At 73.1% G+C, this 15,938-nt stretch carries 12 protein-coding genes and 2 tRNA genes; 10 read left to right on the top strand and 4 right to left on the bottom strand.

What is annotated here, in order from left to right; genetic code table 11:
- Window positions 1-12: 12 nt before the first annotated feature.
- The 5 genes from ACZ6S8_RS15030 (at window position 13) to ACZ6S8_RS15010 (ending at window position 6,210) form a co-directional block, all read left to right on the top strand.
- Window positions 13-1,344, top strand: a complete 1,332-nt coding sequence (locus tag ACZ6S8_RS15030; RefSeq protein WP_469455746.1) for a peptidoglycan-binding protein — start codon at window positions 13-15, stop codon at window positions 1,342-1,344.
- A gap of 11 nt (window positions 1,345-1,355) precedes the next feature.
- Window positions 1,356-3,506 (top strand): SPFH domain-containing protein, encoded by a 2,151-nt coding sequence (locus tag ACZ6S8_RS15025; protein ID WP_469455744.1) that lies wholly within the window; start codon window positions 1,356-1,358, stop codon window positions 3,504-3,506.
- Between the two features lie 214 nt (window positions 3,507-3,720).
- Window positions 3,721-4,314, top strand: coding sequence for a lytic polysaccharide monooxygenase auxiliary activity family 9 protein (locus ACZ6S8_RS15020; RefSeq protein ID WP_469455999.1), 594 nt, complete (start codon window positions 3,721-3,723; stop codon window positions 4,312-4,314).
- A 26-nt stretch (window positions 4,315-4,340) separates the two neighbouring features.
- Window positions 4,341-6,050, top strand: a complete 1,710-nt coding sequence (locus tag ACZ6S8_RS15015) for an AMP-binding protein (protein WP_469455743.1) — start codon at window positions 4,341-4,343, stop codon at window positions 6,048-6,050.
- Window positions 6,051-6,136: 86 nt separating this feature from the next.
- Window positions 6,137-6,210, top strand: a tRNA-Lys gene (locus tag ACZ6S8_RS15010).
- 101 nt (window positions 6,211-6,311) lie between these two features.
- Here the strand turns inward: ACZ6S8_RS15010 and ACZ6S8_RS15005 are convergent.
- Window positions 6,312-7,070 (bottom strand): IclR family transcriptional regulator, encoded by a 759-nt coding sequence (locus tag ACZ6S8_RS15005; RefSeq protein WP_469455741.1) that lies wholly within the window; start codon window positions 7,068-7,070, stop codon window positions 6,312-6,314.
- Window positions 7,071-7,322: 252 nt separating this feature from the next.
- On the opposite strand from ACZ6S8_RS15005, the gene ACZ6S8_RS15000 reads away from it, so the two are divergent.
- The 4 genes from ACZ6S8_RS15000 to ACZ6S8_RS14985 all read left to right on the top strand — a co-directional run bounded on the left by ACZ6S8_RS15000 (window position 7,323) and on the right by ACZ6S8_RS14985 (window position 11,645).
- Complete coding sequence (locus tag ACZ6S8_RS15000) at window positions 7,323-8,450, top strand: LLM class flavin-dependent oxidoreductase (protein ID WP_469455739.1); 1,128 nt, start codon at window positions 7,323-7,325, stop codon at window positions 8,448-8,450.
- 253 nt (window positions 8,451-8,703) lie between these two features.
- Window positions 8,704-10,410, top strand: coding sequence for a glycosyl hydrolase family 18 protein (locus ACZ6S8_RS14995; RefSeq protein WP_351279971.1), 1,707 nt, complete (start codon window positions 8,704-8,706; stop codon window positions 10,408-10,410).
- 166 nt (window positions 10,411-10,576) lie between these two features.
- A complete protein-coding gene (locus ACZ6S8_RS14990; RefSeq protein ID WP_469455736.1) occupies window positions 10,577-11,425 on the top strand; it encodes a helix-turn-helix domain-containing protein in 849 nt (282 codons plus the stop codon).
- The gene (locus tag ACZ6S8_RS14985; RefSeq protein ID WP_469455734.1) at window positions 11,385-11,645 is read left to right on the top strand and encodes a DUF397 domain-containing protein; all 261 of its coding nucleotides are present in this window, start codon (window positions 11,385-11,387) and stop codon (window positions 11,643-11,645) included. Before ACZ6S8_RS14990 ends, ACZ6S8_RS14985 begins: the two co-directional genes overlap by 41 nt.
- A gap of 43 nt (window positions 11,646-11,688) precedes the next feature.
- Here the strand turns inward: ACZ6S8_RS14985 and ACZ6S8_RS14980 are convergent, their stop codons facing one another.
- Window positions 11,689-13,608 (bottom strand): putative bifunctional diguanylate cyclase/phosphodiesterase, encoded by a 1,920-nt coding sequence (locus ACZ6S8_RS14980; RefSeq protein ID WP_469455732.1) that lies wholly within the window; start codon window positions 13,606-13,608, stop codon window positions 11,689-11,691.
- 346 nt (window positions 13,609-13,954) lie between these two features.
- Between ACZ6S8_RS14980 and ACZ6S8_RS14975 the strand changes: the two genes are divergently transcribed.
- Window positions 13,955-15,190, top strand: coding sequence for a M6 family metalloprotease domain-containing protein (locus tag ACZ6S8_RS14975; protein WP_469455730.1), 1,236 nt, complete (start codon window positions 13,955-13,957; stop codon window positions 15,188-15,190).
- Between the two features lie 64 nt (window positions 15,191-15,254).
- Here ACZ6S8_RS14975 and ACZ6S8_RS14970 read toward each other — a convergent pair.
- Window positions 15,255-15,328: transfer RNA gene (locus ACZ6S8_RS14970), tRNA-Lys, on the bottom strand.
- Window positions 15,319-15,930 (bottom strand): bifunctional DNA primase/polymerase, encoded by a 612-nt coding sequence (locus tag ACZ6S8_RS14965; protein WP_469455729.1) that lies wholly within the window; start codon window positions 15,928-15,930, stop codon window positions 15,319-15,321. The genes ACZ6S8_RS14970 and ACZ6S8_RS14965 overlap by 10 nt, the downstream gene beginning before the upstream one ends.
- Window positions 15,931-15,938 lie beyond the last annotated feature (8 nt).

Here is a 15,938-nt window from a genome sequence, read left to right as displayed (position 1 = left end):
CCGCATGGGCCGATGTCGATGCCCGTTTTCCAGGAGTACGAGCCCGCGGGCGACTGTGCGTGCCCGGGCTGCGCCCAGCGCCGTCGCGCCCTCGCCCGTGCGCGGGCCATACCGCTCCGGGACGGGGGGCACCCCGCGGCGCGCGGCGCACGCCGCGCGCTCGTCCTGGCCACCGCCGCGGGCGTGGTCCTCGGCGGCGCCGGTACGGCCGCGGTCGCGGCGGCCGCGCCGGCCGCCGGCACGGTGACCGCGGACGAGGACCCGCCCGGCTCCCCGCAGGGCGGCCGGGCCCCGCTGCACGGGCCGAAGGCCGGCAAGCCCGGCACCCCGGGCGCCCCGGCGGCCCCCGGCGCGGTGAAGCGGATCGACCGGGCGACGATCATCAACCGGGCGAAGCTGTGGCTGGACGCGAAGGTGCCGTACAGCATGACCGAGTACTGGACGGACGGGTACCGGCAGGACTGCTCGGGCTACGTCTCCATGGCCTGGAACCTCGGCACGAACGAGTGGACCGGCAGCCTCGACTCCTTCGCCACGAAGATCACCAAGGACGAGCTGCTGCCGGGGGACATGCTGCTCTTCCACAACCCGGCGGACCCCAACAAGGGCTCCCACGTGGTCCTCTTCGGCGGCTGGGCGGACCAGACCCGGACGCACTACGTCGCGTACGAGCAGACGAAGCCGACGACGCGGAAACAGACGACGCCCTACGGCTACTGGACCAACTCCACCAAGTACCTGCCGTACCGGTACAACGGCATCACCGGCGGGATCACGCCGGAGGCCCCGGCCGCCGGACCGAAGCCGACGGTCCCGACGGCCTTCCCGGGAGCGGCGAAGTTCGGCCCGGGCACCGCGAACGAGTACGTCGAGCACCTGGGCCGGATGCTGGTCGAGCGGGGCGGCGCCCGGTTCTACCCGAAGGGCCCGAGCCGGACCTGGACGGACGCCGACCGGCTGGCCACCCAGGCCTTCCAGCGCGCCCAGGGCTGGACGGGCACCGACGCGGACGGGCTGCCGGGCGCGCAGACCTGGCGCCTGCTGGTCGAGCGCCAGGGCAAGGACATCCCGCCGTCGGCGACGGGCGCGCCGGGCCCCGGCGGCGTACGGGCCTACCCGGGCGCGGCGGTGTTCCGCCCGGGCGTGTCCCACGCGGCCGTGACGGCGCTCGGCCGTCAGTTGGTGAAGAAGGGCTTCGGCAAGCACTACACCTCCGGCCCCGGACCCCAGTGGGGCGAGGCCGACCGCCGCAACGTCGAGGCGTTCCAGCGCGCGCAGGGCTGGCGCGGCGCCGCGGCCAACGGTTACCCGGGCCCGGAAACCTGGCGCCGGCTGTTCGCATGACGGAGGCAACGATGTACCCCACGCGCACCACGTCGACGACGGGCACCTTCCGGATCCCCCCGGTGGCCACCCGGCCGGTCCGCCCGGCGCTCCTCGCCGAGACGCCGGCCGCGCCGGCCGGCCCGGCCGGCCCGGCCGCCCCCATGGCCCCGACGGCCTGGACCGAGGCCTCCCCGGCGGCGCCGCACACGGGTCCCGCGACGTACGCGGCACCCGCGCCGGTTCCGTTCGCGGCGCAGGCGCCGCTGCCGGTTCCGATCCCTGTTCCGGTTCCGCTGCCGGTTCCGGTTCCGGTTGCGGCTCAGATCGCGGCTCCGGAGCCGTTCCCTGCCCCTGCCCAGGCCCCAGTTCCGGCTTCCGTCACGGTGTCGGCGTCCGCGTCCGAGCCCGCGCCGGTCGCGTTCTCGGTTCCGGCTCCGGTGGACGCGGTTCCCGCCGCCCGGGCCGACGGGCCGCCGGCCGGGCCGCAGGAGCCGGTGGCGCCGTACGGCCGTTCCGAGCCGGTTCCGGTACCGGCCGAAGCGGTACCGGCGGCGCGGGCCGATGCCGTCCTCGTGGCCGCCCCGGAGTCCGGTCCCGCGCGGCAGGAGGCCCCGGCCGCCCGCCGAGCCGAGGCCGTCTCCGCGCTGCCGCACACCCGCCCGACCCTGGCCGCCGAGGAGCCGGAGCCCGCCTCCGCGCCGCCGTACGAGCACCCGGGCGCGGTGCTCACGGGCCCGCGCGACGGCGCCGGGGAGCAGGAGGCCCGCCCCGCCGAGGCCCCGGTCCCCGCAGCCCGCGTACGGACCGGGCCGGAGACGGAGCCGCTCGCGGACCTCGCCCCGCACCCGCACCCCGTCGCGGACCTCGCCCCGCACCCGGAGCCGTACCCGTATCCGCACCCGGCGCCCGAGCCGCCCCACGAAGGCGGCGACCCGGTCGCGGAAGCGGCCACCGACCCGGCCGCCGACCCGGAGCCGGAGCCGGACCCGGCCGCCGACCCCCGCCCCCCGCACTCCGGCGTGCCCGGGCCCGGGGTGGCCGAGATCGTCGCCCAGGCCGTGGCCCGGGGGATGGAGCGGGAGGAGGACGACACCCAGGACCTGCCGCTCGTCGCCCCCGCCGCGCCGCTGCGCGGCGCGGCGGTCACCGAGGTGCCGCTCCACCTGCCGTTCCGCGCCGGCCCCGCACCCGTCCCCCCGGGCGCGGACCCGGACCGGCCCGCCCGCCCCCGGCCCGCGCCCGCCGCGGCATCGGTGCGCCCCGCCCCCGGCCGCCGCGTCCCCCGGGGCGACGACCGGCTCCGGGAGCACCGCGGACCCGTGCTGCCCGGCTGGATCGGCGTGGCCGTCGGCGGCCTGGCCCTCGCCGGCTGCGTCGCCGTGCTCTGGCGGGCCGGGGTCGTCCCGGCGCCCCTGGTGGCGGCGTTCGGTGCGGCCCCCCGCGCCTACCAGGGGCTGCGGGCCACCCACTGGCCGCCGCTCGCCTTCCTCGGCATCGTCGCGCTCCTCGCGCTCGGCGGCCTCGGCCGCGCCCGGACCGGCCACGCCTGGGTGCTCACCCTCTTCGGCCGCTACCGGGGCACGGTCCGGCGCACCGGCCTGACGTGGGTCAGCCCGCTCCTGCTGCGCCGCCGGGTCGACGTGCGGCTGCGCCACTGGCGCAGCGACCCGATGCCCGCCGTGGACTCGGGCGGTCTCGCCCTCCAGGTCGTCGTCCAGGTCGTCTGGCAGGTCAAGGACACGGCCCGTGCCACGCTCGCCGTCGCCGACCACACCGAGTACCTCGCCGAACAGGTCGAGTCGGCCATGGCCCGCGTCCTGTCCCAGCTCCCGGCCGACGCCTTCCACGAGGCCGCCCCGACCCTGCGCGACGCCGAGGCCGTCGGCGACGCGCTGACCCGGATGCTGGCGGCGGAGACCGAGGCCGTGGGCGTCGAGGTGTTCTCGGCCCAGCCGACGAGGATCGAGTACGCCCCCGAGGTCGCCGAGGCGATGCGCCGCCGCCGGGTCGCGGCGATCGACGCCAAGCACCGCGACACCGTGCTGACCTCGGTCGTGGACGCGGTCGACGACACCGTCCACCGGCTGACCTCGCGCGGCATCGTCGAGCTGGACGACTACGAGCGCAAGGCCCTCGTGAAGGACCTCACGGTCGCCTTCTACACGGGCCGGTCGGAATAGCGGATTCCGCAGCGGTGGGGAACGGGTGGCCGGTTGGACCGGACCACCCGTTCCCCCTTTGGTATGGACATGGACAACTCTCGTCAATAACCTGGGAGTTGGTCTAGACCTGAAACCCGTACGGCGATCAAGGGCCCATCACTTCATCCCCACGCGTGCGCACGCTCTCGCCGAACTCCCCCCACGTTCAAGGAGCATCATGCGTCACTTCCGCATGCCCGGACGGGCCGGCGCCGCCGCGCTCGGCCTCGGTCTCGTTGCCGGGATCACCCTGCTCAGCGCCCCCAGCGCGAGCAGCCACGGCTACACCGACACCGCCATCAGCCGCCAGAAGCTCTGTGCCAACAGGACCGTGTCCAACTGCGGCGCCATCCAGTGGGAGCCGCAGAGCGTCGAGGGCTTCAAGGGCTTCCCGGCCGCCGGCCCCGCCGACGGCAAGATATGTGCCGGCGGGAACGCCCAGTTCGCCGAGCTCGACGACCAGCGCGGCGGCACCTGGCCCACCACCGCCGTCACCAGCGGCCAGGCCTACTCCTTCCGGTGGCAGTTCACCGCCAACCACTCGACGACCGACTTCAAGTACTACGTCACCAAGAACGGCTGGGACCCCACCAAGCCCCTCACCCGCGCCTCCCTCGACCCCCAGCCCTTCCTCACCGTCGCCTACAACGGCGCCCGGCCCTCCATGACCACCGTCCACCAGGGCGCCATGCCCAGTGGCAAGTCCGGCCGCCACATGATCCTGGCGGTCTGGTCGGTCAACGACACCCCGATGGCCTTCTACTCCTGCTCGGACGTTAAGTTCTGACGTAACGTCAGCTATTCTCCGGCGGCATGCGGACGTCGACTGCACCCGAAACCGTCGCGGAGCTCATAGCGCGCCAATGGGGCGACCACCGGCCCGGACTGGTGTACGAGGACGGCGAACGCCGCGTCCTCACCCGGCACCGGACCGCCCAGGAGTCCGCCGCGCGCGCCGCGCTCCTCGTCGACCTCATGCCGCCGGAGGCAGAACCGCACCTGGGGGTGCTGCTCGACAACACCCCCGAGTTCCCGTTCTGGCTCGGCGCGGCGGCCCTCGCGGGGGCCGCCGTCGCCGGGATCAACCCGACCCGGCGCGGTCCCGAGCTCGCGCGCGACATCCTGCACACCGACTGCCGCCTGCTGGTGACCGAGCGCGCCCACCTGCCGCTGCTCCGCGGCCTCGACCTGCCCGGCGTCCGCCTCCTCGTCACCGGAACCGAGGAGTACGAGGCCCTGCTCGCCCCGTACGCGGCCGCCGAACCGGGCGAGGCGACACTGGGCGGCCCGGGGCCCGCCTCCCGGCTCCTCCTCTACTTCACCTCCGGCTCCACCGGCGCCCCCAAGGCCGCGATCTGCACCCAGGGCCGGCTGGCCGCCGCCGGGGCGGCGCTGGCCCGCCAGTTCTCCGTGACGCCGGACGACGTCCACTACGTCTGCATGCCGCTCTTCCACGGCAACGCGGTCATCGCCGACTGGCTGCCGGCCCTGGCCGGGGGCGCGTCCGTGGCGCTGCGCCGCCGCTTCTCGGCCTCGGCCTTCCTGGACGACGTCCGGGCCTACGGGGCGACCTACTTCACCTACGTCGGCCGGGCCGTCCAGTACCTCCTCGCCACCGACCCCCGCCCCGACGACCGCGAGCACACCCTGCGGCTCGGCTTCGGCACCGAGGCCGGGGCGGTGGACGCGGCCCGCTTCGCCGAGCGCTTCGGGGTCCGGCTGGTGGAGGGGTACGGGGCCACCGAGGGCGGGGCCTCCGTCCAGCGCACCCCGGACACCCCGCCGGGCGCCCTGGGCCGGGCGGGCGCGGGCGACGACCTCGCGGTGATCGACCCCGAGACGGGCCGCACCTGCCCGCCGGCCCTCTTCGACGGGGACGGCCGCCTGCTGAACGGCGACGAGGCCATCGGCGAGCTGGTCAACCGGGGCCGCAGCCTCTTCGAGGGCTACTGGCGCAACCCCGGAGCGGAGGCCGCCCGCACCCGGGACGGCTGGTACTGGACGGGGGACCTCTTCTTCCGCGACGCGGAGGGCTTCCTCTACTTCGCGGGACGTACGGACGACCGGCTCCGGGTCGACAGCGAGAACCTGGCGGCGGCGGTGATCGAGAACATCCTGGCCCGGTGGCCGCGGGCGGCGGCGGTCGCCGTCTACGCGGTGCCGGACGAGGTGGCGGGGGACCAGGTGATGGCGGCGCTGGCCCTGAACGAGGGCGCGGAGTTCGCACCGGACGCCTTCGCGGAGTTCCTGGCCGCGCAGCCGGACCTGGGCACGAAGATGCCGCCGCGGTACGTCCGGGTGGTCCCGTCGATGCCGGTCACGGCCACGAACAAGGTCCACCGGGTCGCCCTGCGCCGCGCCGGGTTCCTTCCCCAGCCGCCCCCGGACGGCTCCCCGGGCGACCCGGACCCGGTCTGGCACCGCACCCCCGACGGCGCGTACCGCCCCCTGGACGCCCCGGCGCTGGCGGCCCTCCTGGAGAAGTACGCGGCCCAGAACCGCACCCGCCTCCTCCACCCCTGAGCCGGGCCCGCCCGCCGCCCCGCACGCCCCCCGGCTAATGGTTTTGAGCACCCCGCACGACCGGGTAGTATTTTCTCTGTCAGCAGGCGCCGCTAGCTCAGTTGGTTAGAGCAGCTGACTCTTAATCAGCGGGTCCGGGGTTCGAGTCCCTGGCGGCGCACCTGTCCTTCGGGCGGTTTCCGGTTCACCGGGAACCGCCCGAAGTGTTTTCCGCCCCTTGCCGCCCTTTCCGCGCCGCGCCCCGCGGCCCCCGCCCGCCGCTCACAGCGTGAGCGACAGCAGCAGCGGCGCGGCCTTCCGGTTCAGGGCCTCGGCCGCGGCCCGCAGCCGGTGCGCGTGCTCCACGGGCATCGACAGCGCCAGGCAGCCCACCGCGTTCCCGGCCGTGATCGGGACGGCCGCGCAGACGGTGCCCACGGCGTACTCCTGCAGGTCGAGCATGGGCACGGTGGCCGGCTGCGCGTCCAGCTTGGAGAACAGGATCTTCTCGTTGACGATCGTCTTCGACGTGAGCCGGGCGATCTTGTGCCGGGACAGGTGGTCGCGGCGCCCGTCCAGGTCGAGCTGCGTCAGCAGGCACTTCCCGACCGCGCTGGCGTGCGCGGCGGCGCGGAAGTCGACCCACTCGTGCACCTTCGGGGTGCGGGGGCTGTCCGCGAACTGCGTGATCCGGACCTCGCCGTCCACGTACCGGCTGATGTAGACGGCCGCGCCGACCGAGTCGCGGAGCTGGTCCAGGGTGTCCTGGAGCTTGTCCGACAGGGCTTGGCGGCGGTCGGCGCCGGAGCCGAGGAGGACGAGCGAGTCCCCTATGGCATAGGCACCGTCGGCGACCTGCAGGACGTACCCCTCCCGGCGCAGCATGAGCAGCATCGGGGCGAGATGGGCTGCGGGCAGGCCGGTCTCACGCGCGATCTGCACGTCGGTCACGCCACCGGCGTGCCGTGCGATCGCTTCGAGTACGCGCAGTGCGTACTGCACCGAGTGGAACGGCGCGGTCGGCTCGGGCTTCAGCGCCACGGTTCTCCCCCTAGCAGGTTGTTACCGCTTGCCCTAACACAGTAACCACCAAGGGGCGGCGGTGGAGCGGCTGTTGGAGAGATTGATGGCTCAATCATGTCGTCCGGCCTGTGTCTACTCCTCTGGCATATGCCCACGTCATGACCCTGGCCCGGCGCGCCGGGAATGCCCGGGCGGCGTCCGGGGTTCACGTTCTTGGTACGTCTGTCGTAGGGATGTCGTACGGACGTGAAAAACGAGACGGGAGCGACGATGAGTGACACCGGGGACGCCGGCCGGCCCGAGGGTGGCCGGGACGGCCTCCGTGACGGGATCCGCGGGGCCGCACAAGGGCAGGCGCCCGTGCCGCTGTCCGTTCTGGACCTCGTCACCGTGGGCGCCGGCAGTACCGCCGGCGAGGCCCTGCGCACCAGCGTGGAGATCGCCCGGCTGGCCGAATCCCGCGGGTACCACCGCCACTGGGTCGCCGAGCACCACTCGATGCCGGGCGTCGCCAGCTCGTCACCGGCCGTGATCCTGGCCCACCTCGCCGCGCACACCTCCCGCATCCGGCTCGGTTCGGGCGGCGTCATGCTGCCCAACCACGCCCCGCTCGCCGTCGCCGAGCAGTTCGGCACCCTGGAGGCGCTCGCGCCCGGGCGGATCGACCTCGGGCTCGGCCGCGCCCCCGGCACCGATCCGCGGACCGCGGCCGCGCTGCGCGGAGCCGGGCGCCTGGACGAGGCCGCCGACGAGTTCCCCCGCAGCCTCTCCGAGCTCATCCGCTTCCTCGACGACGACTTCCCCGACGGCCACCCCTACGCCCGGGTGCACGCCGTGCCCGGGCCGGTCCAGGGGCCCGCCGGGCGGCCGCCGATCTGGCTGCTCGGCTCCTCCGGCTTCAGTGCCCGCCTCGCCGGCGAGCTCGGCCTGCCCTTCGCCTACGCCCACCACTTCTCCGCGGCCGGCACCCTGCCCGCCCTCGACCTCTACCGGCAGAGCTTCCGGCCCTCGGCCGTGCTCGACGCCCCGTACGCCGTCATCGGGGTCGCCGCGCTCGCCGCCGACACGGCCGAGCAGGCCCGCGCCGAGGTGCTCACCGGGGCCCTGTCGATGCTCCGGCTGCGCAGCGGGCGGCCCGGGCTGATCCCGACGCCGCAGGAGGCCGCCGCGTACCCGTACTCCCCGCTGGAGCGGGAGTTCGTCGAGGCGCGGCTCGTGGACATCGTCCACGGCACGCCGGACGAGGTCCGCAGCGGACTGGACGACCTGGCGAAGCGGACCGGCGCCGACGAGCTGATGCTGACCGCCAACGCCCATGGCGGCGCGGTGCGGTTGCGCTCGTACGGGCTCATCGCAGATGCGTACGGCCTCCCCGTGGAGGCGCCCGCGGCGGGCTGACCGTACACAAACGGAGTTTGGCTGGTTTGTTGCCAAAACCTTGCCAGGACGTGGCTCAAGGCAGCCTTAAACCGCTCGTCACCCTAGGTGGCGAGCGGTTTCTGATGTGCGCTCAGGTCTCTGACGAGGGGATTTGTGTTGGGAGTGGTCTAGTCCTTGTTTGGTCCAAACCATTGACTCGGGCCTCCGGTGATCGCTATCAATCTCCCACCTGAACTTCTTGCTCTTCCCTCCCACCCCCCGGAGGCAGTTCATGCACATCCGTAAACCCCTCATCGCCGCCGCCGCCACGGCGGCACTGGCCGCCGGAGCGCTGGCCTCCTTCGCGGGGCTCAGCACCGCCCAGGCGGCCGGCGCGACGCCCGCCGCCGCGGCAGCCGCGGCCGGCGGTGTCCGCATCGCCTACTACGACCAGTGGAGCGTGTACGGGAGCGCCTTCTACCCCAAGCACCTCGACACCCGCGGCATAGCGGGCAAGCTGGACGTCATCAACTACTCGTTCGGCAACATCCACCCCACCAACCTCACCTGTTTCGAGGCGAACAAGGCGGCGGGCGACGACAACAACCCCAACGCCGGTGACGGTGCGGGCGACTCGTACGCCGACTACCAGAAGTCCTTCAGTGCGGCCGACAGCGTCAGCGGCGTAGCCGACAAGTGGGACCAGCCGATCGTGGGCGTCTTCAACCAGTTCAAGCAGCTGAAGGCCAAGTACCCCCACCTGAAGATCAACATCTCGCTCGGCGGCTGGACGTACTCGAAGTACTTCAGCGACGCGGCGAAGACCGACGCCTCCCGCAAGAAGCTCGTGTCCTCCTGCATCGACCAGTACATCAAGGGCAACCTGCCGGTCGAGGGCGGCTACGGCGGCGTCGGCGCGGCGGCCGGGATCTTCGACGGCATCGACATCGACTGGGAGTACCCCGGCTCGTCCGGCGGCCACCTGGGCAACCACTACGCCCCCGAGGACAAGCAGAACTTCACGCTCCTGCTCAAGGAGTTCCGCCAGCAGCTCGACGCCCACGGCGCGGCCAACGGCGGCAAGAAGTACCTGCTGACCTCGGCCCTGCCGGCCGGCCAGGACAAGATCAAGTACATCGAGACGGACAAGATCGGCGCGTACCTCGACTACGCGAACATCATGACGTACGACATGCACGGCGCGTGGGACAGCGACGGGCCGACGTACCACCAGTCCCCGCTGTACTCCCCGGCCGGTGACCCGACCGACCCGATCGCCCCGGGCACGCAGAAGTACAGCATCGACAACGCCATCGACTCCTGGGTCGACGGCAACCCGGCCTACGGCATCACCGGCGGCTTCCCCGCCAACAAGCTGACCCTGGGCTACGAGTTCTACTACCGCGGCTGGAAGGGCGTCCCGGCAGGGGCGAACAACGGCCTCGCCCAGTCCGCGACCGGCGCCTCCGGCGCCCGGCCCACCAGCCAGCAGGCCGGCATCGCCAACTACAAGGAGCTCGGCGGCATCGTCGACAACCCGGCGAGCACCTTCTGGGACGACCAGGCCAAGGCCTCGTACTTCTACAAGGACGGCGAGTTCTTCACCGGCCTGAACCAGAAGTCCATCCAGGCCCGGGTCGACTACGGCAAGCAGCGCGGCCTGGCCGGCGCGATGATGTACTCGCTGCTCGGCCTGGACAACAACACCACGCTGCTGAACCAGATCTCGGACGCCCTCGGCGGAACCACGGTGCCGCCGACCACCCCGCCGACGACGCCTCCGACCACGCCGCCCACGACGCCCCCGACCACGCCGCCGACGACCCCGCCGACCACCGGCTGCGGTTCCGTCCCGGCCTACGTCGCGGGAACCGTCTACAACGGCGGTACCGAGGTCGCCCACAACGGCCGCAAGTACAAGGCCCAGTGGTGGACGCAGAACGAGGTGCCCGGCACCACCGGTGAATGGGGAGTCTGGAAGGACCTCGGCGCCTGCTGATCCCCCCACCCCGCGCCGAGCGACACTCCGCCCCGCACCCTGTTTCCCGGGTGCGGGGCGGAGGTGTGTCACATGGTTGCCGGATTCCGGACACCGCTGCGTGCCGGTCTCGCTACGCTCGGCCACGGCTGCATCCGACCCGCGTCCTCATGGGGGTGACCGTCCCGTGGTCAACATCCGCGACCTCGACCCCAGCGCCTCGCCGCTGGACTACTACGGCTTCGAACTGCGCAGGCTGAGGGAGGACGCGAAGCTGAAGCAGGGCCAGTTGGGCGAGATCATCTACTGCACGGGCTCACTGATCGGCCAGATCGAAACGGCCCGCAAGGTCCCGACCCGGGACTTCTCGGAGCGGCTGGACGCGGCGCTGGGCGCGGACGGCCACTTCTCCCGCCTGGTGGGCCTGGTGCTGCGCAGCCAGCTGCCGACGTGGTTCCAGCCGTTCGCGGAGATGGAGGCTCGGGCCGCGTACATCTCCACGTATCAAGCCCAGCTGGTGTACGGGCTATTGCAGACTCCCGCTTATGCGCGCGCTGTGCTGGCCACCGGCCTGCCGGATGGTTTGGACGACTTGGTGGCCGCCCGCTTGGAGCGTCAGCGGATCCTGGGCCGGGATCAGCCGCCCATGGTCTGGGTGGTGCTCGACGAAGCCGCCCTGTATCGGCCGATCGGCGGCGCGGAGTCCATGCGGGAGCAACTCGTCCACCTCTTGAGCTTTAGTGAAAGGCGCTGGGCCAGAATCCAGGTCCTGCCATTCTCGGCTGGTGAACACGCGAGTCTGATCGGCTCGTTCACCACGATGAGGTTCGATGACGATCCCGACATCGTCTACTCGGAGGACCTCATCTCCGGACACATGACGGCCAACCCTGACACGGTCAAGGAAGCCGCACTTCGTTACGCTCACCTGCAGGCCGCCGCTCTCTCTGTGGAGGCCTCGGCGGCATTGATCATCCGCGTAATGGAGGAACGTTATGGGCATCAGCCAGAACCTGACCAACGCGCGGTGGCGTAAGTCGAGCTACAGCGGTAACACCGGCGGCGAGTGCGTCGAGTGCGCCCCCCTCGGCCCCGCCGCCTGGGTCAAGGCCTCGTACAGCAGCACCAACGGCGGCGAGTGCGTCGAGGTGGCCGCGCAGCCCTGCCGGGTCGCCGTGCGGGACTCCAAGCGGCCCGACGGGCCCGCCTTCACCGTGGCGCCGGAGGCGTTCGGGGCGTTCGTCCGGAGCCTCTGACCGTACGTACGGTCCGGCGCGGCCGGACACCGCCCCGTACCCCTCAGAGCTGGGGGTGCGGGGCGGGTCCGTCGGCGGCCGGGGTGGCGAAGGCGGGGGCGCCCTCGGCGGCCGCCTGGCGGCCGATCATCCGCGCGATCACGTCCGGGGGCACGGCCCGCGAGTACAGCCAGCCCTGACCCGTGTCGCAGCCCACGCCGCGCAGCCGGGCCGCCTGCCCGGCGGTCTCCACGCACTCCGCCGTCACCGTCAGGCCCAGCCGGTGCGCGAGCTGGACCAGGGCCTCGACGATGGTCTCGTCGGCGGGGTTGGGGTGAGCGCCCTCGTCGTAGCGGAAGCCGCGGACGAAGGAGCCGTCCAGTTTCAGGACCGAGACCGGCAGGCGGCTGAGGTAGGCCAGGTTCGAGTAGCCGGTGCCGAAGTCGTCGATGGCGATCCGCACGCCCATGTCGCTCAGCGCCTGGAGGGCCTGGAGCGGGCGGCCCGCGGAGCCCATCACCGCCGACTCGGTCAGCTCCAGCTGGAGCAGCTGCGGGGCCAGCCCCGTCTCGGCGAGGATCTCCGCGACGTCCCCGACGAGGTCCGAGTCCCACACCTGGCGCACCGCGACGTTGACCGACACGAAGACCGGGGCGTCGCTGGGGTGGTCGAGCTGCCAGCGCCGGGCCTGGCGGCAGGCGGTGCGCAGCACCCACCGTCCCAACTGGACGATGGAGCCGTCCTCTTCGGCGATGCCGATGAACCGGTTCGGCGTCAGGGTGCCGAACTGCGGGTGCTTCCAGCGCACCAGCGCCTCCACCCCGCGCACCGCGCCGCTCTCCAGATCCACCAGCGGCTGGTACTCCAGCGCGAATTCGCCCCGCTCCACGGCCGGCCGGAGCGTCGAGGACAGGGCCTGGCGGGTCATGCGGTGGGCGTTGCGCTCCGGGTCGAAGAGGGTCCAGCGGGCCTTGCCGTCCGCCTTCGCCCAGTACAGGGTCGTGTCGGCGGCCTGCATCAGGCCGGTCGCCGAGGTTCCGGCGGCGGCCCGTTCCACCACGCCGATCGACGCCGAGACCGACAGCCGCTGTCCGGCCAGGTCGAACGGCTCCTGCACGGCCGTCAGCACGCTCCGCGCCAGGTCCGCGAGCTGCTCGGTGCCCGTGGAGTCCTCGACCAGCAGGGCGAACTCGTCGCCGCCGAGCCGGGCCACCAGGTGCCCGCCCGTGCGCCCGTACCCGGTCCGGTCGGCGCACTGGCTCAGCCGGGCCGCGACGGCGGCGAGCAGCCGGTCGCCGACCCGGTGGCCGAGGGTGTCGTTGACCGCCTTGAACCCGTCGAGGTCGAGGTAGCAGAGACCGATCCGGCCGGTCCCGCCGCCGCGCTCGTACGAGGAGGCCTCCAGGGCGCTGGAGAGGCGCTCGAAGAAGAGGGCCCGGTTGGGGAGCCGGGTGACGGGGTCGTGCATCTGGAGGTGCCGCAGCCGGGCCTGGAGGTCGCGCCGGTCGCTGATGTCGGCGACGGACAGCAGGACGTCCCCGGTTCCCGGGACGGGCCCCAGCGTGACCTCGGTCCACAGCGAGTGCCCGTCGGGGTGCTTGAGCCGGCGGGTGCAGCGCAGCCGGGCCTGCCGGCCCCGGAGGACCTCCTGGTACGCCGCCCAGGTGCGGGCCTCGGCGGCCAGGTCGACCAGGTCGGCGGCGCACTGGTGGGCGAGGGCGTGCGGCTCGGTGCCCAGCAGTCCGGCGAAGGCCTGGTTGGCGGTGACGACGAAGCCGTCGCGGTCGACGACGGCCATGGCGAGGTGGGCCGCGTTGAAGGCGGCCCGGTAGTCGCGCAGCTCGGACCGTGCGCGCGACGACGGTTCCGTGGCGGCCGGGGCGGCCGGCGCCGACTGGGCTGCCGGTACGACGGGGTGACGCTCCGTGATGGCCGATCGGATGCTGTCGGCCGCCGAACCGGTTCCCTCTGAGGTTCCGCTCACCGTTGGCTCCCGCAGTGCTCGTGAGTGTCCGTGCAGGAAAGTGTGCCGATCATAGAGGCTGCCGGGAGGGGCTATCCAGCGGCATCGCCGTGCGGAGCAGGGTAGTTCGCCGTGATGACGAATCATCGGCCAAAGGTCGGGCGATCGTTTCTGCGCGGCTCTGAACGTGCGCCGACCCCTGCTGACCTCCCCTGACTGCTTGTGACGTTCTGTAGGCGGACGCGTCAAGCCCGGGGGTCACCGGGTTGCCGCACTGCTCACTCGTGTGGGGCAGCGGAACAGGGCATTAGTAAGACAATCGCCTCAAGGTGGACGAGATGGGATCAATCCACCACCGGAGGTCGATGTGCCGCGACAGCAGACACCCGGGGGAGTGGACCGCTCCCGCGTCCGTAGTACCGGGGCCGTGCTCACCTCCCTGACGGCGCTCGCCGCCATGTCGCTCGTCGCGGGTCCCGCCGTCGCCGAACCCGGGGCCGGCCCCTGCGCGCTGACCCGTACGGCGGCGCACCACTCCCTGGGCCTGGACAGCTGGAACGGCGCCTACCCCCGCCCCGAGCGCACCCTCGACGCGGTCATGGTCTTCCTCTCCTTCCCCGACCACCGGCCCGCCGTGACCCCGGAGGAGGTCACCGGCGACTACTTCCCCGCGACGAGCGAGTTCTTCGAGCGCGCCTCGTACGGCCGCTTCCGCCTCGTCCCGCACCCGCAGCGCGAGTGGGCCCAGATGCCCCGGCCGTCGACCGCCTACGGCATACAGCGCGACTGGGCCCCCGAGGACCGGGCGGCCTACGTGCGGGACGCGGTCGCCACCGCGGACGCCCGGGTGGACTTCTCGCAGTACGACGTCGTGTACTTCGTCGCCGACCCGGACGCGCCCGGGGTGGACTCCGACGCCACGAAGGTCGTCAACTTCGACCGCCCGATCCGTGCGGACGGCACCGACCTGCGCCGGATCGTCACCGTATTCGAGCGGCACCCGCCGGACCGCAACGTCCTCGCCCACGAGACCGGGCACGTCTTCGACCTCCCCGACCTCTACCACCGGCCTACGGACGGCAAGGGCGACTGGGACACGTACGTCGGGGACTGGGACGTCATGGGCAGCCAGTTCGGGATGGCGCCCGACCTCTTCGCCTGGCACAAGTGGAAGCTGGGCTGGCTGGAGTCCTCCCAGGTGGACTGCGTGCAGTCCGGCTCCTCGATGCACACCCTCCAGCCGCTCGCGCAGGCCCCGCCGGCCGGCGGCACGGGTGGCACCCGGCTCGCGGTGATCCGGACGGGCGCCGGCAGCGCGATCGCCGTGGAGGCGCGCGGCTCCTCCGGGAACGACGGGGACACCTGTACGGAAGGGGTCCTCGTCTACCGGGTGCGCAACGAGGCGGCGTCGGGCGGCGGGCCGATCGAAGTGCTCGACGGGCACCCGCGGACGGAGGCCTGCTGGGACCGCTCGGTGTACCCGCCGCTCGCGGACGCGCCGCTGGAGGTGGGCGAGACGTACACCGTGCCCGGCGAGCGGATCACGATCGAGGTGGCCGACCGGACCCAGTCGGGGGCCTACACGGTGAAGATCACGACCTGAGCGGCGCCGCCCGCACCGGGACACGAAGAAGGCCCCCACTCGCGTGGAGGCCTTCTTCCGTCTGTGCGCCGCCAGGGACTCGAACCCCGGACCCGCTGATTAAGAGTCAGCTGCTCTAACCAACTGAGCTAGCGGCGCCTGCTGACGTCGTAGACATTAGCATCCTGATCCGCGGAAGGAAAAATCGATATCCCCAGGTCGGTGGTGGGCCCGGCGGTACGGGCGGCGCGGACGAACGCCCACAGCAGCGCCTCGGGGCCGGGCAGCCACGGAGACCGGGCCCCGGGGGCCACGAGCCACCGGGAGGGGCCGGGCGCGGCGGCCAGCGGCGGCACGGTGACCGCGTCGCCCAGGCCGTGGCACAGGGGGGCCGGCGCCGTGCGGGAGCCGCCCCACTCCTCCCACGCCAGCAGGGCGGGCAGCCGGTGGGCGGTGCCGGGGGCGGCGAAGAGCAGCAGGCGGCCGCGGTGCACCGCGACCGGCCCGCAGCCGGGGCCCTCGGCCCAGAGCAGGTCCAGCACCCGGCGGCCGAGGACGACGGGGACGTTGACGACGTCGAAGGCGGTCCCGCACGGGAGCACGGCGCTCGCTCCCGGGCGCGCCAGCCACAGCGCGAGGGTGGTCCGCGGGGAGGCGGACGCGGAGGCGAGCCAGGCGGCGCCCTGCGCGGTGACGTGGGTGGCGGGCGCGACGCGGGCGTCGAGGGCGGAGGAACCGGATGCCGTCGTCAGGGTCGTCATGCACCCAG

This window comes from Streptomyces sp. NPDC048461, assembly GCF_055587105.1.
Note: the sequence above shows the minus strand (reverse complement) of the source record. Positions and strands in the feature narration are given on the sequence as shown.

Excerpts from the sequence above, each read along its gene's own strand:
- ACZ6S8_RS15030 (WP_469455746.1), top strand. The coding sequence starts at position 13 with ATGTCGATGCCCGTTTTCCAGGAGTACGAGCCCGCGGGCGACTGTGCG.
- ACZ6S8_RS15000 (WP_469455739.1), top strand. The coding sequence starts at position 7,323 with ATGAGTGACACCGGGGACGCCGGCCGGCCCGAGGGTGGCCGGGACGGC.
- ACZ6S8_RS14965 (WP_469455729.1), bottom strand. The coding sequence starts at position 15,930 with ATGACGACCCTGACGACGGCATCCGGTTCCTCCGCCCTCGACGCCCGC.
- ACZ6S8_RS14985 (WP_469455734.1), top strand. The coding sequence starts at position 11,385 with ATGGGCATCAGCCAGAACCTGACCAACGCGCGGTGGCGTAAGTCGAGC.
- ACZ6S8_RS15020 (WP_469455999.1), top strand. The coding sequence starts at position 3,721 with ATGCCCGGACGGGCCGGCGCCGCCGCGCTCGGCCTCGGTCTCGTTGCC.
- ACZ6S8_RS14995 (WP_351279971.1), top strand. The coding sequence starts at position 8,704 with ATGCACATCCGTAAACCCCTCATCGCCGCCGCCGCCACGGCGGCACTG.
- ACZ6S8_RS15015 (WP_469455743.1), top strand. The coding sequence starts at position 4,341 with ATGCGGACGTCGACTGCACCCGAAACCGTCGCGGAGCTCATAGCGCGC.
- ACZ6S8_RS15025 (WP_469455744.1), top strand. The coding sequence starts at position 1,356 with ATGTACCCCACGCGCACCACGTCGACGACGGGCACCTTCCGGATCCCC.